The following is a 20,485-nucleotide window of genomic DNA, read 5'->3' as shown; positions in this document are numbered from 1 at the left end:
CGTGCCCGTCACGCTGCAGGCGGCTCTGGTCGCCGGCGCCCTGGGGGGCCTCGGCCTCTTCCTCGTCGTCCGCGAGCTGGTCCCGTCCAGCCCCAGGCTGGACGACGCACTCGAGCGGCTGCGGACGCAACGCACGCCGGCCACGGCCGTCGGCGGTCGGCGGTCGCTCCAGACCCGTCTGGGGGAGGGGCTCGTCCGGCGGAGCGACCGCCTGCCGCTGGTGAGCGTGCCGACCCGCGACCTGGCGGTCCTCCGCGTGCCGGCCGGGGAGTTCCTCGGCGAGAAGGCACTGCTCGGTCTCATCGGTCTCGCGTTCCCGCCGGTGGCGACGCTCCTGTTCCGCTGGGTCGGCCTGGCGGTGCCGCTCGCCGTCCCCGCAGTCGCCTCGCTCGGCCTCGCGCTCGCGCTGTTCCACCTCCCCGACCTCAGCGTGCGCGCGAGGGCCGCGCGGGCGCGGGACGAGTTCGCTCGGGCCGTCGGGGCCTACCTCGAGCTGGTCGCGCTCGAGCGACGTGCGGGGAGCGGGCCGACGCAGGCCCTCACGCGCGCCGCGACCGTCGCCGACGCGTGGCCCTTCGTCCGGATTCGGCAGGAGCTGGTCCGGGCGCAGCTCGCGGGGACCGCCCCCTGGACGGGGCTCGGCGAGCTGGCCACCGAGCTCGGGGTGCCGGCCTTGGAGGAGACGGCGGACATCGTGCGTCTCGCCGGTGAGGACGGCGGGTCGGTGTACGAGGCGCTGCGTGCCCGCGGTCGTGGCTTGCGGGCGGAGCTGCTGTCGAAGGAGCAGGCCCGCGCCAACGCCACCACCCAGAGCCTCGGGGTCCCTGTCGCCGCCCTCGGTCTCGTCTTCTCGCTGCTGCTGTTCACCCCCGCCGTCCTGGAGATCCTGTGACGGGCACCACCGCGCCGGCCGTCGCGCCGGAGGAGGAGGAATCCCATGCACGACCTGACCCTGAGGCTGCACGTCCTCGCGTCCCTGCTGATCCTCGGCCGCCTCTCGAGCGGCCGGGTCCGACCGGGCCCGTCGACCGGCACCCGGCACCCGTCGCAGCGGGACGCCGGCTTCACGACGATCGAGTGGGTCGTCATCGCCCTCGGTCTCTTCCTGGTCGCAGGGCTCGCGGTGGCGGCCATCAACGCCGTGGTGAACGACCGGCTGTCGCAGCTCACCTGAGTCACGACCGCGGGAGCACGACGCTCGAGCTCGTCGTGCTGTTCCCCGCGATGCTCCTCATCGTCTTCGGCGTCGTCCAGGGGGTGCTGTGGTACCACGCGCGCACCGTCGCACTCGCGGCCGCCGGCAGCGGGGTCGCGGTCGCCCGGACCGAGACCGGCACGGTGCAGGTCGGGCGCGCGGCGGCCACGGACTTCGTCGTCCGCGCAGGGGGCGACGCGGTCCTCGACGACATCGAGGTGTCCGGTGTGCGGGGGCCGGTGCAGGCGAGCATCACCGTCGCGGGACGAGCGCCGTCGCTGCTGCCCGGGGTTCCCGGGCCACGCGTCGCGCAGACCGCGTCGGGGCCCGTCGAGCGGGTGACCGGCTCGTGACGAGGTCCCGACGCGAACGAGGTCGCCGGCCGGGGCACGGCCGGGAGGCGGGGACGACGACCCTCGAGTTCGTCCTCCTCGTGCCGGGTCTCCTCCTGCTGGTGGGGCTGCTGGCGGTCGCGGGCAGGGTCGCCCTCGCGGGCACCGCGGTGGAGGCGGCCGCGGCGGCGGCCGCTCGACAGGCGTCCCTCGAGCGCTCCGCCGCCGACGCGACGAGGGCTGCCCGCGACACCGCGCGGGCCAACCTGGACGGGCAGGGGCTGCAGTGTGCCGACGTCCTCGTCGACGTCGACACGAGCCAGTTCGCCCGACCGGTCGGGACCAGCGCGCTCGTGACGGCGAGCGTCGGCTGCGACGTCCGGCTGTCCGACCTCGCACTGCCGGGGGTGCCCGGCAGCACCCGGCTGACGGCCGAGGCCGTCTCGCCGCTCGACACCTACCGGGTGCGCCGGTGAGCAGGGCAGAGGGCGTCGCGGTCCCGGTGGTGCACCGGCTCCGCGAGGACCGCGGGTCCACCACCCTCTTCGTCGTCGTCCTCGCCACGGCGCTGCTCGTCGCCACGGGTCTCGTGACGGACGGGGCGGGACGCGTGCAGGCGCTGCAGCGGGCGGACGCCGTCGCGGCGGAGGCCGCGCGTGCGGCGGGGCAGGAGCTCGACAGGGCCCGGGCGGTCCGGGGGGACCCCGGCGCGCTCGACATCGGCCGCGCCGTGGCTGCGGCCCGCGCTCACCTGCGGGCGGCGGGTGTCGAGGGCACCGTCACCACGACGAGCGTCCCCACCCCTGCGGGCGTCGTCGCCGCCGTCCGTGTCACGACCAGGGTCGTCCACGACCCTGTCTTCCTCGGCGGACCCGCGACTATCGAGGGCTCCGCCACGGCACGGCTCGCGCAGGGAGTGACGTGAGCCGCCCACCGGCGGGACCCCCGTCGTACGGCGGCACGGCGGAGGTGGTGGCATGAGGCTGGTCCGCGGGCTGCTCGCGCTGCTGCTGCTCCTCGTGGTGCTCGTCGGGATCCCGGCCGTCCTGTGGCACGTCGGGGCGCCGTTCCCGTCGGGCTCGCCCGGCGAGCTCGTCGACCGCCTGCTGCGCCCGGACGACGGCACCCTGCTGCTCGCTGCCCTCACCCTCGTCGGTTGGGTGGCGTGGGGGTCCTTTGCTCTGGCAGTGCTCCTCGACGTGCCCGCGCACATGCGCGGGCTGCCGGCCCCCCGCGTCCCCGGGCTCACGCTCCAGCAGCGGGCCGCCTCGGTGCTCGTCGGTGCCGTCGTCGCGCTCGTGGTCGGTGGGGTGGCGGCCGGACCGGCCGCGGCGACCGACGTCGGCCCCCGCGCCGGGGGTGCGTCGGCGCCTCCACCCGCCTCGGCCCCCACGGAGGTGCCGGTCGGTGGGGGCGACCGCGGCGACGACGCCGTGCCCGCCGGGGCCACGGGGGCGCCCGACGCGGCCGTGCAGAGTGCCCTCGCCGTCACGGTGCAGCGGGGCGACAGCCTGTGGTCCCTGGCCGAGCGCCACCTCGGTGACGGCCACCGCTGGCGCGACCTGGCCGAGGCGAACCTCGGGACACCACAGCCCGGCGGCGGTTCCCTCGGTGCCGACGGGGCGCTGCAGCCGGGGTGGCGGATCCTCGTCCCGGGGGAGCCCGCCGAGGGCACCAGGGGCGTCGCCTCGGACGTGCGACACGTCGTCTCGCCCGGCGACACCCTGTCCGGCATCGCCGCGCGGCACCTCGGTGACGCCGACCGGTGGCCGGAGCTCGCCGAGGCGAGCGCCGACACGCTCCAGCCGGACGGGCGCCGTCTCGTCGACCCCGACCTCATCGTGCCCGGGTGGACCGTGACGGTGCCGGCAGTGCCGGCGGTGCCGGCAGTGCCGCCGCCTCCTACGGGCCCGCCGGCGGAACCGCCGCCCGATCCACGAGCAGAGCCGGGCCCGGAGGCGCCGTCGGGCGACGCTGGCGACGCCGCTGCCGTCACGGACGCGGACGACCCGCCCGGCTCGTGGGGTGCCCTGGCGGACGCCGGCGAGGAGTCGGATGCCACGGCGGATCCACCGGCCGGGCCGACCGACGGTCCGGCCGCCGGCACGGTGCTCGACGACCCGGACGCCGACACCGTCGACCTCGCCACCCCGGCCGGGATCGGGGGCCTCCTGGCGGCGGCTGCCGTGACGGTCCTCGCCGTCCGTCGGCGCGACGCACGCGAGGACCGGGCGGTCGGGGAGAGGCTCACCCCGCCGGAGCCCCCGCACCAGCTGTTGGAGCAGCAGCTGCGGGCCGTGGCCGCCGGCACCAGGACCAGCGAGCTCGACCGGGCGCTCGAGGACCTGCGGCGGCGGCTCGCGGCACGTGGCCTCCTCCTGCCGGCGGTACGCGCCGCGCGGCTGACGCGCGAGGACCTCGAGCTGTACCTCGTCGAGCCCGCCGACCTCCCGGCCCCCTGGGTGTGCCTCGACGAGCGGACGGTCTGGTCGGTCGCGTTCGCCGACGTCGACACGGAGACCCCGGCGAGGCGTCTGGTGGAGGAGCTCGGGCTCGACCTGCTCACCGGTGCGGCGTCGCCGCCCCCGGAGCCGTCCGACCTGCCGCCGCTCCTGCCGGGGCTGGTGTGTCTCGGCAGCGACGACGACGACGGCCTCGTCCTGCTCGATCTCGAGCGTGTCGGGGTGCTCGAGGTCGTGGGCAGCGCGGCCGGGTCCCGTGCTGTGCTCGGCGCCCTCGCGGCGGAGCTCGCGATGGGTCGCAGCCGGGACACCGTCGAGGTGCTGCTCGTCGGCTCCGGGCGTGAAGTGGTCGACGCCGTCCCCGGAGGCGCCGTCCGCCACGTGGAGCGCGTGGAGCACGTCCTCACCGAGCTGGCGGCCCGCGCCGACGACGTCGAGCGGGTCCTGGCCGCCGCCGGTGTGGACAGCGTCGCCGCCGCCCGTGCCGCGGACCGGGCGCACGAGGCCTGGGACTGCCAGGTCGTCCTGATCGGTGACCCGGACGACGTGGCCCGGCACGAGCAGTCGCTCGCCGCGCTCGTCCCCCGGCTCTCGCGGGCGGGCATCTGCCTGGTCCTCGCGGGTCCACCCGACGTGGCCGCGCGGGACGGACGGTGGCGGCTGCGGCTCGACGACTCGGCCAGCGCCGCGGTCGAGGAGGGGTCCTCCGGCTGGGGGGTGCTCGAGCCCGCGGGGGTGGCACTGCGCCCGCAGCGGCTCGTGCTGGAGGACGCCCGACGCCTCGCGGCCCTGCAGGCACCGACGGCGACGATGCGCGGGCCGGCGTGGGGGCGTCGGCTCGGGTCGGGACCACCACCCTCCGTCGACGCCCCGCTCCCCTCGAGCCGCGAGGTCGCCGCCCCCGTCGCCCCGCCCAGGCTCCCGACCCGTGACGACCTCGTCGGTGGTGACGTGCCCGTCGTACAGCTGCTCGGCACCGTGCAGGTCCACGGCGCCCGCGGGCCCGCACCGGCCAGCCACACGGCCCGTGCGACGGCCCTGCTCGCCTACCTCGCGTCCAGTGACGGCCCCAGGACGCGGACACAGGTCGCCGAGGCGCTGTCACCCACCCGACGGCTCACGGAGCAGACGGTCCACGCCCTCGCCTCCCGCACCCGGCGGTGGCTCGGGGACGACGAGGAGGGGAGGCCGTACCTCCCGCGCGCGGTCGACTCCGGCAGCTACAGCGTCCACGCCGACGTCACGACGGACTGGGAGCGCTGGCAGGCACTGCTCGGCCCGGACGTCACCAGCAGCCCCGTCGAGGTGCTCGTCGCAGCGCTCGAGCTCGTCGACGCGCCGTTCGCGGGCGTGGTGGAACGTCACTACACGTGGGCGGAGCCGCTGCGGGAGGACATCCTCGCCGGGGTCGTCGACGTCGCGCACGAGGCGGCGCGACGCGCCCTGGTCGCCGACCGCCCGGACCTCGCCCGCAGGGCCGCTCGCGCGGGCATGCGCGTCGACTCCGCCGCCGAGGTCCTGTGGCGGGACCTCCTTCGCGCGGAGCACGCGGCGGGGCGCCCCGTCGCCGTCGCCGAGCTCGCCGAGCGGCTCCGCGCATACGCCGACGACCTCGGGGTCGACCTGCAGCCGGAGACCGAGGCGCTGGTCGGCGAGATCGTGCCGGTGCGGACCGGCCGACGTGCCCGCCGGCACCGCGCCGTCACGCCGTAGGTCGGACGGGTCCCGCCCTCACGCCGCCGCCCCGAGGTGACCGACCAGCCGGGCGAGCGTGTCGGAGCAGCCGGCGTCGACGTGCACCGTGGCGTGCTCCGCGGCCCGGGTCGGGCCGCGGTTGACGACCACGACCGGAAGCCCGAGCGAGGCAGCGCGCTTGACGAACCGGCGGCCCGAGAACACGGTGCACGACGTCCCCGCCACGAGCAGGGCCCGGGCGCCGTCGACCATCTCGTAGCACTCGGCCACCCGCGGTGGGGGCACGTTCTCCCCGAAGAACACGACGTCGGGTTTCAGCACGCCGCCGCAGGTCTCGCACGGCACGACGGTGAAGTCGGCGGTGTCGTCGATGACGACGTCCCCGTCCGGGGCGACGTCCGCCTCCGGGACGTCCGTCCGCTCCGCCCACCCCGGGTTGGCGACCGCGAGCCGCTCGTGGAGACGGCGGCGGGGGGACAGCGCCCGGCAGTCGAGGCAGACCACGCGGGCGAGCGCACCGTGGAGCTCGACGACCCGGGCCGAGCCCGCCTGCCCGTGCAGCCCGTCGACGTTCTGGGTGATGACGGCGTCGACGACGCCGGCGGCGCCGAGCGCGGCCAGGGCCCGGTGCCCGTCGTTGGGGGCCGCGGCCGCCATCCGGTGCCAGCCGACGTGGCTGCGGGCCCAGTACCGGCGACGGGCGGCGTCGCTGCGGGTGAAGTCCTGGTACGTCATCGGCGTGCGGCGCGGGGAGCCGGGTCCGCGGTAGTCGGGGATGCCGGAGTCCGTGCTGAGCCCCGCGCCCGTGAGCGCCACGACACCACCGCCCGCGAGGACGTCGCGGGCACGCTCGACCTGCTCCGCCACGCACGCAGGGTCGGCCGGGGCCACCGGCACGGGCATCGAGGGGGGCACGGTCCGCACCATCCCGACCAGGGTACGTCGGTGTCTGCTGCTCTCTTCTCCCTGCGGCGCAGCGGTTGTGACGCCGGATGGGGCGTTTCGGGGTCTCCTTTCCCTGCGGCGCAGCGCTTGTAGCGCCCGGCCCGCGGGTTACCGTCACGACCGATGGACGCGCTCATCGCCGGGGTGGTCGCGCGGATGGACGCCGCGCTCGCCGAGCTCGACCGCGAGGGCGACCCGGCGCGGCACTTCCTCCACACCTACCGCGACGTCACGCACGCCGTCGGGGCCGCCGCCCGCGACGGCCGCGTCGAGGACGCGCAGTGGCTCGCCCGGTGGGACGTCGCCTTCGCTCGGCTCTACCTCGACGCGCTCACGGCGCACCGCGCCGGCGGGTCCGTGCCCGGGCCGTGGCGGGAGGCGTTCGCCGCGCCGGCCGGGCTGCACCCGTACCAGCACGTGCTGCTCGGTATGAACGCCCACATCAACTACGACATGCCGCTGTCGCTGCTCGCCGTCGTGAGCGACGCCGACGCCCGTGACCCCGACCTCGTGGCCGCCCGGCACCGCGACCACCACGCCCTCGACGCCGTCATCGCCGGGATCGTCCCGCAGCAGTCCCGGCGGCTCGTCCGTGCCGCCGGGCCGACCGCGCAGCCGGGGCTGCTCGACCGTGTCCTCATGCCCGTGTCCCGGGCCGCGTCCGCCCGGCTGCTGCGGCACGGCCGCCGGCAGGTGTGGGCGAGCACCGGGGTGCTCCTGCGCGCCCGCGCCGACTCCCCCGAAGCCCTGACGGCCGCCACGCGCCGGCTCGAGGCGCTCGCGACCGCCCGGGTCGCCGACCTCGTCGAGCCGCGCCACCCGCTGCTCCACCTCGCCCGGCACGGTTTCGGCGTCGAGCTCGAACAGGAGCCGGGGTAGCCACCCGCGACGCGGTGGCACGCCCTGGCAGGAAACGGGACGACCCGCGCCGGTGCCCGCCCCTACCGTCCGGGACGTGACCGTGACAGCAGTCCCCGCGGAGGCGTCGGCGTGAGCGCCGGCCGGCCCGCCCTCGTCCTCGCGTGGTTCGTCGCCGCGTGCAGCTGGGGCGCGAGCTTCCTCTTCATCAAGTGGGGCCTCGAGGGTCTCTCGCCGGCGCAGGTCACCCTCGCCCGCGTCCTGTTCGGCTCGGTGTTCCTCGCCGGCTGGCTGCTCGCCACCCGCACCCGCCTGCCGCGGGACTGGCGGACCTGGGGGCACCTGTCGATGCTGGGTCTGCTGTTCTGCTTCCTGCCGTTCACGCTCTTCGCGTGGGCGGAGACCCGCATCGACTCCGGCCTCGCCGCGGTCCTCAACGCGACGACCCCGCTGTGGACGATCGTCCTCGTCCTGCTGTTCGTTCCCGTCGAGACCGTCACCGTCCGCAAGGCGATCGGCCTGCTCGTCGGGTTCGCCGGGGTGGTCGTCGTCGCGCTGCCCGACCTGCTGGGCGGTGCGAGCGGTCCCGTGCTCGGGCAGCTGGCGTGCCTCGCGGCGACCGCCTGCTACGGCGTCGGGTTCGTGTGGCTGCGCCGTTACGTCCTGCCCCGCGGGGTGCGACCGCTCGTCATCGCGTTCGGGCAGGTGAGCACCGGGCTCGGCTGGAGCCTGCTCGCCGCGCCCGTCCTGTCCCGCGACCCCGTCACCCTCACCCCGACCGTCGTCGGCGGGATGCTCGCCCTCGGCGTGCTCGGCACCGGCCTCGCGTTCGTCCTCAACACCGCCGTCACCGCCGGGCTCGGCGCGACGTTCGCCTCCACCGTCACGTACCTGTCCCCGGTCATCGGCGTCGTCCTCGGGGCGGTCGTGCTCGGGGAGGACGTGACGGTCGCGGCGGTGGTCGGCGGGAGCGTCGTCATCCTGGGGGTGGCGGTGGGGCAGGGTCTGCTCCGCCTGCCCGGTCGCCGGCGTCGGGACGCGACGGCGGCGCGGCGCCGGCCCGCAGTGCCGCAACCTCCGCCCGCAGCGCCCGTACCTCGCTGAGCACCTCCTCCACCACCGGGTCGGGCGGCCGGTCGGCGCCGACCCGGCGGAGGACCTGCGCGGCGACGGTGGCCGTCAGCGCCCCCAGCACCCCGATCCCCAGCAGCATCCCGCCCACCGAGACCGCGCGGCCCAGCGGCGTCACCGGCACGACGTCGCCGTAGCCGACGGTCGCGACCGTCGCGACGGCGAACCACAGGGCGTCCCCGACGGTCGCGACCGGGCTGTCGTCGACCGACTGCTCCGCCAGGTAAACGGCGAGCGCGAACAGCAGCAGCAGGGTCGCGGTCACCGAGGCGAGGTACGCCGCCGTGCGCTCGACGGCACCGGTCGTCCACGGCGCCCGGCGTCCCGAGCCGCGCCGTCGCCGTCGCAGCGCCAGGGCGGTGAGCAGCAGCACCGGCCGCAGCGTCGGCACGAGGAGGACGAGCAGGTCGAGCGGGTGCGTGAGGACCCACCCCCACCGGTCCTCGGCGCGCCGCAGCTCGCGGACGTAGTCGACGAGCACCGCCAACCACACGAGTCGCCGCACCCACGCCGACACCTCCGTCGCGAGCTCGCGCCCGAGGACCGCCGGCACGACGAGGGTGAGGAGGAACACCACCCCGAGCACCACCAGCACGAGCGTGCGGGTGCGTCGGGGCCGCTCCGGGGACTCCGGAGGCTCCGGCGACACGGCATCGGCCACGCCCGCCAGTGTCGACCGGGACGGGCGGCGGGAGGCTCTACCGTGAGGGCATGTCGTCGTCCGGTCCGTCGCCGGTGACGCCCGAGGGGCTGGCGGGAGCGCCGGGGGGCCGGGCCGTCGCCGTGCTCGACCGCGCCCGCGCGGCCCTGCTCGACCAGACCTCCGCGTCCCGCGACCTGCGGCTGGCCGCCGACGCCACCCTCGACCTCACCAGCGCCCACCCGTCGGGCCAGGCGGTGCTCCTGTCGTCCGGACGCCAGCCGGTGTCCGGCCTGGTCCGCGACCCCGACGCCCGCTTCGAGGCGCTCACCCGGCTGCGGCGCTACCGCTCCCGGGTCGGGGTCCTCGAGGACGCCGGCCACACGGCTGGCTACCTCGTCGCCGGGGTCGTCGTGCTGCCCGGTGCCGTGGAGGTGCCGGTGCTCCTGCGCCGCTGCCGGGTCGGCGCGGTGTCCGGCAGCGGCACGGACGCCGACGCCCTCGTCGTCGTCCACGGCGACGTCACCCTCAACCCGGCGCTGGTCCGCGAGCTCGCCCGACGCAGCGCCGGCGCGCTCGACCTCGCCGCCGTCGTCGGGGACGCCGTGCCCCGCCCGGACGCCCGCGGCGGCTTCGACCCCTACCCCGTCCTCGACCTCCTGCAGTCCCGGCTGCCCGCCGTGCCGGGGGCCGTGCTGCGGCGGCGGCTGCTGCTCGCGCCGCTGTCGGTCGACGACGACCGGATCGTCGCCGACCTCGAGCGGCTGCGGGACACCGGCGTGGAGGACTCCCCGCTCGCGTGGCTGGGGGAGGACTGGGACCAGCTGCCCGCCGACCTGCCCGTCACCGGGTCCCCGGACCCCGGCGCCGGCAGCATCGGCGACGGCGGTGCCGTCGAGCAGCTCCTCGACCGGTTCGCGCCCGTGCGCCCGGACCGCGACCAGCCCCGGGTCCTCGCCGCCGTCCTCGCCGGGCACAGCCTCGCCGTCGACGCCCCGCCAGGAACCGGCGCGACGACCGTCGCGCTCGCCGTCGCGGCCGTCGCCGCGGCGACCGGACGGCGCTGCCTCGTCGTGACGCCCGACCGGGGGCAGGCCGACGGGCTGCAGGACCGGCTCGCCGCCCACGGACTGCTCGAGCCCGACGCCGCCGCAGGCCCCGACGGGAACCGCGCGACCGAGTCCTCGGGTGCCGTCGCCGCCCGCCACGAGGCCGCCGCAACCCGCTACCGCGAGGCCGCGGCCCGTCTGCTCGAGGTCCGCCGGCCGTGGCAGGTGAGCCGCGCGGACGTCCTCGCCGCGCTCGCCGCGGGCGTCGCCGAGGGACCGCGCCTCACCTCCGTCGTCCTCACGCAGGACCCGGCGACGGCCCTGTCGCGGGAGCAGGTCGACGCCCTCGCCGACGACCTCGGCGAGGCCGTCCGGCTCGGGCTCCTGCGTCCCGACGAGTCCGCGTGGTCCGGCGCCCGCATCACCGACCGGCAGGGCGCGCAGGAGGCCCTCGGGCTCGCGCGACGCATGCGCGACGAGCTCGTGCGCGAGGCCCGCGCCGCGGCCGGGGACCTCGCCCACGGCACCGGCACCGCGCGGGCGCAGACCGTCGCGCAGGTCCGGGACCGGTTCCGGCTGTTCAGCGGGCTGCAGGCCACGCTCGACCGGCTCGTGCCCGAGGTCTTCGACATGCACGTCCTCGACCTCGTCGTCGCGACCGCCGACGAGGAGTTCCGCCGCAGCGCCGACTACGCGATGCCGCTGCCGAGCCGCTGGCGGCTCCAGCGCCGCGCCCGCCGCCTCGTCCGCCCCGGCGTGCAGGTCGACGACGCCCAGCTGCACCGGCTGCTCGTCGCCGCCGCCGACCAGCGCCGGCAGTGGCAGGAGATCTCCGAGGGCTCCGGCTGGGCGCACCTGCCCGCCGCGACCGGCGCGATGGTCGCCTCCCTCGGGGCGCTCGTGCGTGCGTGCGACCGGCTCGACGCCCTCCATCCGGGCCTGCGGCTCGCCGACCGCGACCTCGACGACGTGCAGGCCATCGCGACACGGCTCGCCGCGGACGCGCTCGCCCTCGACGACCTGCCCCGCCGGACGCTGCTCGGGCAGCGTGTGCGGGAACGCGGCGGCGAGCCCCTGCTCGCTCAGCTGCGCCGGCTGCCGCCCGGGGCCGTCGACCCGGCGGGGGCCGCGCGGGAGCTGCGGCTCGCGTGGTGGCACGGGGTGGCCGAGGCGACCGCCCCGCCGACCCGCGACCGGGACGCGACGACCGTCGCCGCCGCCGAGCACGCCCGCTCCGAGGAGGCGTGGCTCGCCGGTGCCGCCGCGCGGGTGCGCGCGTCCCGGGCCGCGCTCGACCCGCGGCTGCGCCTGCCCGACCCGGTCAGGGTCGTCGTGCCCGCCGACGTCGCCGCCCTGCCGCCGCACGAGCACGTCGACGTCGTCGTCCTCGACGACGCCGGCCGCACCGGCATGCCGGAGGCGTGCGGAGCGCTCGCGCGCGGGGCCCAGGTCCTCGCCCTCGGTGACCTGGGCAGCGCCCGGCCGGGGTCCGCGCTCGGGGTGCTCGGCGCCTGCCTGCCCGTCGACGCGCTCACCGCCTCCCACCGGGCGCAGGACCCGGTCCTCGCCGGTCTGCCGGGCGCCGCCGGCAGCCACCCCGTGCGCACCGCCGGCACCCCGTCCGGCGACCCCGCCGTCACCCGCACCGTGCTCGACCGGGCCACGGGCCTGCCCGGCGGCGGCAGCGACCAGCTCGACACCACGGAGGTCGAGGTCGAGCACGTCGTGGGCGAGGTGCTGCGCCTCGTCGCGGAGTGCGCCGCCCACGAGCCCGCCCGCTCCGTCGCCGTCCTCGGGCTCACCCGGGGGCACGCCGCCGCGGTCGCCGCGGGGGTGCGGCGGGCCGTGCGCGCGTACCCGGCGCTCGCCGACGCCTTCTCCGGCGACCGGCCCGAGCCGGTCGTCGTCGCGTCCGTCGACCAGGCGCGCGGCCTCGAACGCGACGAGGTCCTCCTCACGACCGGGTTCGCCCGCACCCCGCACGGGCGCGTGGTCCACCGCTTCGGCCTCCTCGACGACCTCGGCGGCCCCGCCGTCCTCGCCACCGCCCTGTCCCGCGCCCGCCACCGCCTCCACGTCGTGACGGCCCTGCGCAGCGACGACCTCGACCCCGCCCGCCTCCGCACGCCCGGGGCCCGGGCCCTGCGGGAGGTGCTCGAGGCCGTCGAGGCGGCGACGTCCGCCCGTGGCGACCGGGCCGCCGGTCGAGCGGGTACGGAGCCGTCCGGGACCAGGGGTGAGCAGCCGACGGGCCGGCGCCTCGGGGACCCCGTGCTGCGGGTGCTCGGCACGACGCTCACCGACACCCACGACCTCGAGGTCGGCGCCGGCTCCGGTGGCGGGCTGCTCGTGCGGGGGGCGCGGGGCGTGCTCGTGGTCGACGTCGACGTCGACGTGCCCGACCCCGGCGCCCTCGCCGCGCGCCGGGCCCGGCTCGCCGAGGCCGGCTGGTCCCACCGGCTCGTGGCCGCGGAGCTCGTCGCCGCGGACGTCGAGGGTGTCGCCCGTGGTCTCGCCGAGGTGGTGGGCGGCGCGCCGCGTCCGGCGCCGGTCACCCCGCCGGTGGTCCCGGAGGACCAGGCAGCCGGCGAGGCAGGGGACGAGGCAGCGGACGAGGCAGCGGACCCCTCCGCCGTCCGGCGGGCCGACCGCGTCGACGACCCGGTGCTCCCCCTGTCCCCCGACGACAGCGACCGGGGCTGGGGCGAGGTCGACGTGCGGGACGCCGACGACCGCGACGACAGCATCCTCCGGGAGCGCCCCCCGCACTGGTGAGGTGCCGGGACCCCCGGGTCCCCGTCAGGCGAGCGGACGCTCCGTGCGCTGCTCGCGCAGCAGGTCGCGGATCTCGGCGAGGAGCTCGACGTCCGGTGCGGGCGCCTCCTCTGCGGGCACCTCGCCCTGCTTGCGGAGCGCGCTCAGCCGGTTCATCGGCACCACGAACACGAAGTACACGACCGCGGCGGTGATGAGGAACTGGATGATCGCAGCGACGACGGCGCCGAAGTTGACGATGGTGGCGTCGTTGCCCGCGACGAGCTGGACGGACAGGCCGGGCACGTCCCCCGTGCCGCCGACGGCGGCGAGGACGGGGTTGATGATGTTCTCGGTGAAGCCGGCGACGAGCGCGGCGAAGGCCGTGCCGATGACGACGGCGACGGCGAGCTCGACGATGTTGCCGCGGAGCACGAACTCCTTGAAGCCTTGGAGCACAGCGGGTCCCTTCGTGGACGGGAGCGATGGGGACAGGGGTTGTCCGCGGCCGTATCGCGGCCGCGGCCTGAGCCTAGCCAGCACCGTCGTCCTCGGACAGGAGCAGAGCGAGGTGCACCCCGCCCTGCGCCCCGGCGAGCGCGACGGCCTCCGCCGGAGTCACCGCGAGCGCGACCGACCCCGGGGGCAGGGGGTCGCCGGTGGCGACGACACCGGCGGCGGACGCCAACCTGCGGACGGGGGCGACGCCGCCGAGCCACTGCGTCGCGGCGTCACCTGTCGCGCCGACTCCGTCGCCGGGGAGGGGATCACCGCCCGGGGCCGGGCCGTGGACGTCGACCCGGTCACCGTGGGCGAGGAGCGCGAGGACGGCCGGCTCCGACGGGGTGACGGCCACGACCACGCGCCCGTCCGGGACGACGACGGCCCGGGCGGCCGAGGGTGAGCCGGGGCCCGGGCTGTCGTTCGCCTGCGCCTCGCCGGGGGACACGAGCCGGGGCAGCAGGAGGCACACGAGCAGCAACGGCACGGCGACGGGCGCCACCCGCACCCACGAGCGACGCACGCGCCGCCGCAGGTGCGGATCGAGACGCAGCTCGGGTCGCAACGGTCCGGGCAGCACCGGACCAGACTCGCCGCGAACCCCGGGAAGCCGGCGCCGCCCGTCGTCCGGCTGTGGAGGAACGGGTGCTGTCAGCGCCTGTGGGGACGACGCCCCGTCCTGCGGCTCACGCCGCGGACGTCGCCGCCTTGCCCGCCGAGCCCGCGGACGAACCGGTCGAGGACGAGGACGACGACGAGGACGAGGACGTCGACGAGGACGACGAGGAGGACGTCGACGAGTCACCCGAGGTGCTCGACGAGCCGGAGTCGGACTTCGCCGCGGAGGAGTCCGAGGAGCCCGACGTGCCGCTCGTGCGGGAGTCGGTCCGGTAGAAGCCGGAGCCCTTGAAGACGACCCCGACCGCGCCGAACTTCTTGCGCAGGCGACCCGCGCACTCGGGGCAGCTGGTGAGGGCGTCGTCGGTGAACGACTGCTGGGCGTCGAACTCGTGACCGCACGCGGTGCACGCGTAGGCGTACGTCGGCACGGGGCCTCCTGGCGTTCTCGGGGCGCGGGGGGCGCCCGTCAGGTGTGGGGTGGACGTCCGGAGCGGTAGCACTCGCGGCGGCCGAGTGCCAATGGTACGGCGTGCGCGGCCCCCACGACGACCCCTCGGCGGTGTCAGCGGCCGGCGATCGCGAGGAACTCCGCGCGGGTGCGGGCGTCCTGACGGACGCGACCGAGCAACGCCGACGTCGTGGTGGTCGTGCCCTGCGCCTGGACGCCGCGGATCGTCATGCACGTGTGCTCCGCCGTCAGCACGACCCCGACGCCCTTGGGCGACAGGTGCTCGTCGAGCCAGCGGGCGACCTGCTGCGTCATCCGCTCCTGCACCTGGGGGCGCCGGGCGAACAGCTCGACGACGCGGGCGAGCTTCGACAGCCCGAGGATCCGCTCACCCGGCAGGTAGCCGACCGTGGCGTGACCGGAGAACGGCAGGAGGTGGTGCTCGCAGACGGAGGTGAACGGGATGTCGCGGGCCACGACCATCTCGTCGTAGTTCTCGTCGTTCGGAAACGTCGTCATCGTGAACGGCCGCGGCCGGAACAGCTCCGCGTACGCCTTCGCCATCCGCAGCGGCGTCCGGTCGAGACCGGGGCGGTCGAGGTCGACGCCGAGCGCGTCGAGGAACGCCCGCGCGGCGGACTCGGCCGCCTCCAGGTCGGGTTCGGGCATCGGGCCGGTCACGACGACCTCCGCCCGGTCGTTCTCGCCGGCGTCGGCGGCGTGGCGCCGCGAACGCTGGACCGAGAGATCGGGGACGGTTGCCGACACAGGTGCCTCCTTCGGGGGCCCGGGTCAGGGTGCCGAGCCGTCCGTCCAGTCTGAACGCTCATCCGGGGCGCCGCCTTCCGTCCGTTCCGCCGGGCTCGCCCCAGCCGGCGAGTCGCCCGCCCTCGCTGACGGCGCGGATGCGTCGTTCCACCGTCTCGCGGATGGCGGGCGTCGTCACGACGAGGACGGCGTCACCGCGCCGGAGGACCGTGGTCGGGGTCGGTACGAGCGCGCCGTCGGGACGGACGACGAGGGACACGTGCGCGGGCTTCGGCAGCCGCAGCTCCTGCACCGTGACCCCGTGCAGGCGCGAGCGCTCGTGCACCTGCACCTCGAGGAGGTCCGCCCCCATGCGCCCCAGGGGCGTGCTCTCGACGTCCATGTCGGTCGCCTCGTCCTCCTGCAGCCCGAGGCGCCGCGCGAGCCACGGCAGGGTCGGGGCCTGCAGGAGCACGCTCACGACGACGACGACGAATACGACGTCGAAGATCCGCCGCGAGCCCGTGACCCCCTCGAGGATGGGGATGGTCGCGAGCACGATGGGGACCGCCCCGCGCAGCCCCGCCCACGACAGGAACGCCTGGTCCCGCCACGGCACGCGGAACCACACCGTCGAGACCACGACCGACGCCGGCCGGGCGAGGAGCACGAGGACCGCGGTGATGAGCAGCGCCGGCCCGATCGCCTCCGGCAGCCGCGACGGCGTCGCGAGCAGTCCGAGCAGCACGAAGAGGCCGATCTGCGCGAACCAGCCGAGCGACGTCGCGAACCCTCGCGTCGCGCCGCCGTGGGGGAGCCGCGCGTTGCCGAGGACGAGCGCCGCGACGTAGACCGAGATGAAGCCGCTGCCGCCGAGCAGGGTCGCCCCGCCGTAGGCGACGGCGAGGACCGCGAACACCGCGAGGGGGAACGGGCCCGACGCGGGCGCGGCGAGCCGGCGCAGGAGCGCGGCCCCGAGCCGGGCGACGCCGAGGCCGACCCCGACCCCGACGGCGAGGGAGAGCACGGCGAGCAGCGCCGACACCCACCACGGGTCGTCCGAGCGGCCCGCCGCCGCGGCGGTGAGGGCGAGGACGGCGAGGACGGCGGGCGCGTCGTTGAGGCCGGACTCCGCCTCGAGGATCCCGACGAGCCGACGCGGCAGCCGCACCGACCGCAGCACGGAGAACACCGCCGCGGAGTCGGTGCTCGCGACGACCGCCCCCAGCAGCAGCCCGGTGAGGAGGTCGACGTCGAGGACGAGCCACGCCCCGAGCCCCGTGACGAGGAACGACACGACCGTGCCGAGGGTCGCGAGCGACGCCGCGGGACCGAGCTGGTCCTTGATCGCGGCCCACCGGGTCGTGAGGCCGCCCTCGGCGAGGATGAGGGCGAGCGCGGTGTACCCGATGGCCTGCGTCAGCTCCTCGTCGTCGAACTCGACGCCGAGCACGTCCTCGCCGAGGAGCACGCCGAGACCGAGGTAGAGCAGCAGCGACGGCAGGCCGGTCCGGCTCGACAGGCGCACGGCGGCGACGGCGGTGAGGAGCACGAGCGCGACGACGACGAGCACGCCCTCGGCCGTCTCGGGCACCGGCAGCGTGACGGGCAGGGCCGACGGCAGGGCCCACGGCAGGGTCTCGGGCACGACGGACGCCCCGCCGGCGGCGGCAGGGTCACCCGGCCCGGTCGTCACCGCGGTCCTCCTGACGTCGTCCCTGCGCCTAGTGTGCCGGGGTGGCGCGACGAGGCGGCCCGGCGTCCGGTCCGGGGACGGGGGGACCGGCGACCCGGGGCGGCCACGGGCGGCTCGTGCGACGGGTCCTCGTCGCGGTGGCCGCCGTCGTCGTCCTCGCCCTCGTCGCGGGCGCGGCGCTGGTGACGGTCGCGGTCCGCGCGCCGGTGCCGGACCGCGCCGGCCGGCAGGTCCTGCCCGGGCTGTCCGGGCCCGTCGAGGTGCTGCGTGACGCCCGCGGCGTCCCCCACGTGTACGCCGACACCGCCGCGGACCTGTTCGCCGCCCAGGGCTACCTCCACGCGCAGGACCGCTTCTTCGAGATGGACCTGCGCCGCCACATCACCGCCGGGCGGCTGTCGGAGCTCGTGGGCGCCGACGAGGCCGCCCTCGAGGCCGACGCCGTCATCCGCACCCTCGGGTGGCGGCGCACGGGCGAGGCGGAGCTCGCCCTCCTCGACCCCGCGACGATCGAGCACCTCGAGGCCTACGCCCGCGGGGTCGACGCGTGGACCGCCGACCGCTCGCCGCGGCAGCTGTCGCTGGCGTACACCGTCCTCGGGCTGCAGGTGCCGGTCGGGCCGGTCGAACCGTGGACGCCCGCGGACTCCGTCGCCTGGCTGAAGGCCCTCGCGTGGGACCTGCGCTCCAACTACTCCGCCGAGCTCGGTCGCGGCCTGCTGCTCGCCGAGGGCCTCACCGACGAGCGGGTCGCGCAGCTGTACCCCGACTACCCCGCCGAGCACCCGAGCATCGTCCGCGACGGCGAGACGGAGCGGCCGGTGGGCACCCAGGGGGCGCCCGTCCCGCGGCTGCCCGCGACCGCCGGTCCCGCCCTCGTCCGCGCCGCGGACGCCCTCGCCGCCGTCGACGGCCTGACGGGTCTCGCCGGGTCCGCTCGCGCCGGGGGCACGGCCGAGGGGCTCGGCTCGAACTCGTGGGTGGTGTCGGGGCAGCACACCGCGAGCGGGGCGCCGCTGCTCGCGAACGACCCCCACCTCGCGCCCGCCTCGCCGTCCACCTGGTACCAGGTCGGGCTGCACTGCCGCGTGGTCGACGACGACTGCCCGTACGACGTCACCGGGTTCTCCTTCTCCGGCATGCCCGGGGTGTTCATCGGGCAGACCCCGGACCTCGCGTGGGGGCTCACGACCCTCTACGCCGACCACACCGACCTCGTCGTCGAGCGGGTCGTCGGGGACGCGCAGGAGCGCGACGGCAGGCTCGTGCCGCTCCAGGTGCGCGAGGAGGTCATCGAGGTGGCCGGTGGCGACCCGGTGCCGCTGCGGGTGCGGGTGGGGGACTCCGGACCGCTGCTGAGCGACGCGCTCGACACGCTGCGCCCGCTCGCGGGGGTCGTCGACGGCACCGCGCAGACCGACGCGCAGACCGACGCGCAGACCGACGCCGGGACCGGGCCGGACGCCGACGCCGAGGTGGAGCACGCCGTCGCCCTGCGCTGGACCGCGACGGAGCCCGGCACCACCCTCGACGCCGTCTTCGCGATCAACCGGGCTCGCTCGGCCGACGAGGTCGTCGCGGCCGCGCGGCTGCTCGACGTGCCCGGCCAGAACATCGTGTTCGCCGAGACCGGGGTGGGCGGCGCCGTCGGCTACGTGACGCCGTCCGCGGTGCCGGTCCGCGGCGCGGGCGACGGGCTCACGCCCGTCCCGGGCTGGGACAGCGCCTACGACTGGCAGGGCGACGTGCCCCGCGACGCCCTGCCGGTCGTCGTCGACCCCGCCCGCGGCTGGCTCGTCACGGCGAACAACGCCGTCCTCACCCCCGGCGGGACGCTCGACACCGCCCTGTACCTCGGCGACGACACCGACCTCGGCTACCGCGCGCGCGTGCTGGAGGACCGGCTCGCGGCGCTCGTCGACCGGGGTGACGTCACGGTCGAGGACATGCTCGACCTGCAGCTCGACGCGACGAGCCCGCTCGTCGTCACCGTCGTGCCCGCGGTCCTCGCCGCCACGGGCGAGGTGCCGGACGGCACGACCCGGGAGGCGCTCGACGTCCTGGGGAGCTGGGACGGCGACCAGCCGGTCGACAGCGCCGGGGCGGCGTACGCGGCGGCCGTGTGGGTCGAGGTGCTCGCCCGGACCTTCCACGACGAGCTGCCGCCCGCCCTGCACCCCGACGGCGGCTCCCGCTGGGTCCGGGCCGTCGACCTGCTCCTCGACGACCCCGACGACCCCTGGTGGGACGACGTCACGACACCCGGCGTCGAGACCCGCGACGACGTGCTGCGGGCCGCGGCCGTCGCCGCCGCCGACCGGCTCGCCGCGGAGCTCGGCGACGACCCCGCCGGGTGGCGGTGGGGTGCCCTCCACACCCTCACCCCGACGCACACCCCGCTCGGCGGGGACGCCGTGCCGTGGCCCGTGCGCCGCCTGTTCAACCTGCCCGAGCGGGGTCTGGCCGGTGGGATCTCCACCGTCGACGCCGCCTCCTACGACGCCGCGGACGGCTTCGGGGTGACGGCGGTGCCGAGCATGCGGATGGTCGTCGACCTCGCCGACCGCGACGCGTCCCGCTGGGTCGACCTCACGGGGGTCTCCGGGCACCCCACCGACCGCTACCACGGGGACCAGTGGGAGACGTGGGCGAGCGGCGGCACCTTCCCGATGCCGGCGACGCGCGCCGCGGTCGAGGCGGCCGCGACGGTGCGCCTCGAGCTGGTCCCCGCCGACTAGCCGGCATCACGACCGGCCGTGCCCGGCCGGCTCCCCCTCGTCCGGCTGCCCGCGGAGCACCCGCAGCCCGTCGGGGAGCAGGACGGCGTCGACGGCGACGTCGTGCGTCTCCCGCGGCAGCGCCGCGCCCGGGAGCAGCTCCTCAGCACACGACAGCACGGCGACGACGGGCACCGCGGCACCCGCCGGGGAGGCCCGCAGCCGCGCCAGGGCACGGTCGTAGGAGCCACCCCCCTGCCCGAGCCGGGTGCCGGCGGCGTCGACGGCGAGCGCGGGCACGACCACGACCCCGCAGCGCCCGACCGCGTCCGGGCCGAGCCGGTCCCCGGGCGGGCGCAGGGCGTGCTCCCGCCCGGTCGTCGCGGCCGGGCCGGGGTCGCGCACCCAGTCGAGGTCGAGGTCGGGGCGCAGCCACGGCAGCAGGACCTCGACACCCCGCGCGGCGAGCGCCGCCCGCAGCGGCGCCGTCCGGGGCTCGTCCCCGATCGAGGCGTAGCACGCGACGGTCGCCGCTGCGCCGGGCCGGAGGTCGAGGACGGCGCCGACGAGCCCCGCGTGCCGGTCCGCGGCCTCGCGCCGGGTCGCCTCGTCGGCCCCGGCGCGCCGGCGCCGCACGGCGAGACGCAGGGCGGCCTTGTCGCCGTCGTGTCCGCTGGTCATGGGAGGATCGTGG

The 20,485-nt window shown here is 77.1% G+C and carries 17 protein-coding genes and 2 pseudogenes; 11 read left to right on the top strand and 8 right to left on the bottom strand.

Annotated elements, in window-relative coordinates; all coding sequences use genetic code 11:
• Position 1 precedes the first annotated feature (1 nt).
• From WAB14_RS15555 to WAB14_RS15530, 6 genes are read left to right on the top strand one after another with little or no spacing between them, the layout of a single operon-like run.
• Positions 2-892, top strand: a complete 891-nt coding sequence (locus WAB14_RS15555; protein ID WP_340271148.1) for a type II secretion system F family protein — start codon at positions 2-4, stop codon at positions 890-892.
• A gap of 45 nt (positions 893-937) precedes the next feature.
• Positions 938-1,174, top strand: a complete 237-nt coding sequence (locus tag WAB14_RS15550; RefSeq protein WP_340271146.1) for a hypothetical protein — start codon at positions 938-940, stop codon at positions 1,172-1,174.
• Positions 1,078-1,548 carry a TadE family protein gene (locus tag WAB14_RS15545; RefSeq protein WP_340271144.1) on the top strand — a complete coding sequence of 157 codons (471 nt, stop codon included), beginning with the start codon at positions 1,078-1,080 and terminating at the stop codon, positions 1,546-1,548. Before WAB14_RS15550 ends, WAB14_RS15545 begins: the two co-directional genes overlap by 97 nt.
• On the top strand, positions 1,545-2,003 hold the full coding sequence (locus WAB14_RS15540) for a pilus assembly protein (RefSeq protein WP_340271143.1): 459 nt from the start codon (positions 1,545-1,547) through the stop codon (positions 2,001-2,003). Before WAB14_RS15545 ends, WAB14_RS15540 begins: the two co-directional genes overlap by 4 nt.
• A complete protein-coding gene (locus WAB14_RS15535; RefSeq protein WP_340271141.1) occupies positions 2,000-2,452 on the top strand; it encodes a hypothetical protein in 453 nt (150 codons plus the stop codon). The genes WAB14_RS15540 and WAB14_RS15535 overlap by 4 nt, the downstream gene beginning before the upstream one ends.
• A 52-nt stretch (positions 2,453-2,504) precedes the next feature.
• On the top strand, positions 2,505-5,702 hold the full coding sequence (locus WAB14_RS15530) for a LysM peptidoglycan-binding domain-containing protein (RefSeq protein ID WP_340271139.1): 3,198 nt from the start codon (positions 2,505-2,507) through the stop codon (positions 5,700-5,702).
• An 18-nt stretch (positions 5,703-5,720) separates the two neighbouring features.
• Here the strand turns inward: WAB14_RS15530 and WAB14_RS15525 are convergent, their stop codons facing one another.
• Positions 5,721-6,611 (bottom strand): NAD-dependent protein deacetylase, encoded by an 891-nt coding sequence (locus WAB14_RS15525; RefSeq protein WP_377002881.1) that lies wholly within the window; start codon positions 6,609-6,611, stop codon positions 5,721-5,723.
• A 141-nt stretch (positions 6,612-6,752) separates the two neighbouring features.
• Between WAB14_RS15525 and WAB14_RS15520 the strand changes: the two genes are divergently transcribed.
• Positions 6,753-7,508, top strand: a complete 756-nt coding sequence (locus tag WAB14_RS15520) for a DUF5995 family protein (protein WP_340271135.1) — start codon at positions 6,753-6,755, stop codon at positions 7,506-7,508.
• A 111-nt stretch (positions 7,509-7,619) separates the two neighbouring features.
• Positions 7,620-8,591: a DMT family transporter gene (locus tag WAB14_RS15515; RefSeq protein WP_377002883.1), complete on the top strand. Its 972-nt coding sequence runs from the start codon at positions 7,620-7,622 to the stop codon at positions 8,589-8,591.
• A 67-nt stretch (positions 8,592-8,658) separates the two neighbouring features.
• On the opposite strand, the pseudogene WAB14_RS18275 reads toward WAB14_RS15515, so the two are convergent.
• Positions 8,659-8,883: pseudogene (locus WAB14_RS18275) on the bottom strand (potassium channel family protein); the annotation flags it as partial.
• A gap of 446 nt (positions 8,884-9,329) precedes the next feature.
• On the opposite strand from WAB14_RS18275, the gene WAB14_RS15505 reads away from it, so the two are divergent.
• Positions 9,330-13,082 (top strand): hypothetical protein, encoded by a 3,753-nt coding sequence (locus tag WAB14_RS15505; protein ID WP_340271131.1) that lies wholly within the window; start codon positions 9,330-9,332, stop codon positions 13,080-13,082.
• Between the two features lie 24 nt (positions 13,083-13,106).
• Here the strand turns inward: WAB14_RS15505 and mscL are convergent, their stop codons facing one another.
• Positions 13,107-13,520: a large conductance mechanosensitive channel protein MscL gene (gene mscL / locus WAB14_RS15500; RefSeq protein WP_340271129.1), complete on the bottom strand. Its 414-nt coding sequence runs from the start codon at positions 13,518-13,520 to the stop codon at positions 13,107-13,109.
• A gap of 73 nt (positions 13,521-13,593) precedes the next feature.
• On the bottom strand, positions 13,594-14,142 hold the full coding sequence (locus WAB14_RS15495; RefSeq protein WP_340271128.1) for a hypothetical protein: 549 nt from the start codon (positions 14,140-14,142) through the stop codon (positions 13,594-13,596).
• 65 nt (positions 14,143-14,207) lie between these two features.
• On the opposite strand from WAB14_RS15495, the gene WAB14_RS15490 reads away from it, so the two are divergent.
• Positions 14,208-14,456, top strand: a complete 249-nt coding sequence (locus tag WAB14_RS15490; protein WP_340271194.1) for a hypothetical protein — start codon at positions 14,208-14,210, stop codon at positions 14,454-14,456.
• Positions 14,457-14,470: 14 nt separating this feature from the next.
• Here the strand turns inward: WAB14_RS15490 and WAB14_RS15485 are convergent.
• The 3 genes and pseudogenes from WAB14_RS15485 to WAB14_RS15475 all read right to left on the bottom strand — a co-directional run.
• Positions 14,471-14,611, bottom strand: a pseudogene (locus WAB14_RS15485) (FmdB family zinc ribbon protein); the annotation flags it as partial.
• A 134-nt stretch (positions 14,612-14,745) separates the two neighbouring features.
• Positions 14,746-15,399, bottom strand: a complete 654-nt coding sequence (gene folE, locus WAB14_RS15480) for a GTP cyclohydrolase I FolE (protein WP_340271126.1) — start codon at positions 15,397-15,399, stop codon at positions 14,746-14,748.
• A 58-nt stretch (positions 15,400-15,457) separates the two neighbouring features.
• Positions 15,458-17,074: a potassium/proton antiporter gene (locus WAB14_RS15475; protein ID WP_340271124.1), complete on the bottom strand. Its 1,617-nt coding sequence runs from the start codon at positions 17,072-17,074 to the stop codon at positions 15,458-15,460.
• 41 nt (positions 17,075-17,115) lie between these two features.
• Here WAB14_RS15475 and WAB14_RS15470 point away from each other — a divergent pair, with 41 nt between their 5' ends.
• A complete protein-coding gene (locus tag WAB14_RS15470; protein WP_340271122.1) occupies positions 17,116-19,812 on the top strand; it encodes a penicillin acylase family protein in 2,697 nt (898 codons plus the stop codon).
• Between the two features lie 6 nt (positions 19,813-19,818).
• Here WAB14_RS15470 and WAB14_RS15465 read toward each other — a convergent pair whose 3' ends face one another.
• The gene (locus WAB14_RS15465) at positions 19,819-20,472 is read right to left on the bottom strand and encodes a 5-formyltetrahydrofolate cyclo-ligase (protein WP_340271120.1); all 654 of its coding nucleotides are present in this window, start codon (positions 20,470-20,472) and stop codon (positions 19,819-19,821) included.
• Between the last annotated feature and the right edge of the window lie 13 nt (positions 20,473-20,485).

It is taken from the genome of Aquipuribacter nitratireducens (genome assembly GCF_037860835.1).
Lineage (GTDB): Bacteria > Actinomycetota > Actinomycetes > Actinomycetales > JBBAYJ01 > Aquipuribacter > Aquipuribacter nitratireducens.
This window is presented reverse-complemented; position numbering and strand designations above follow the sequence as displayed.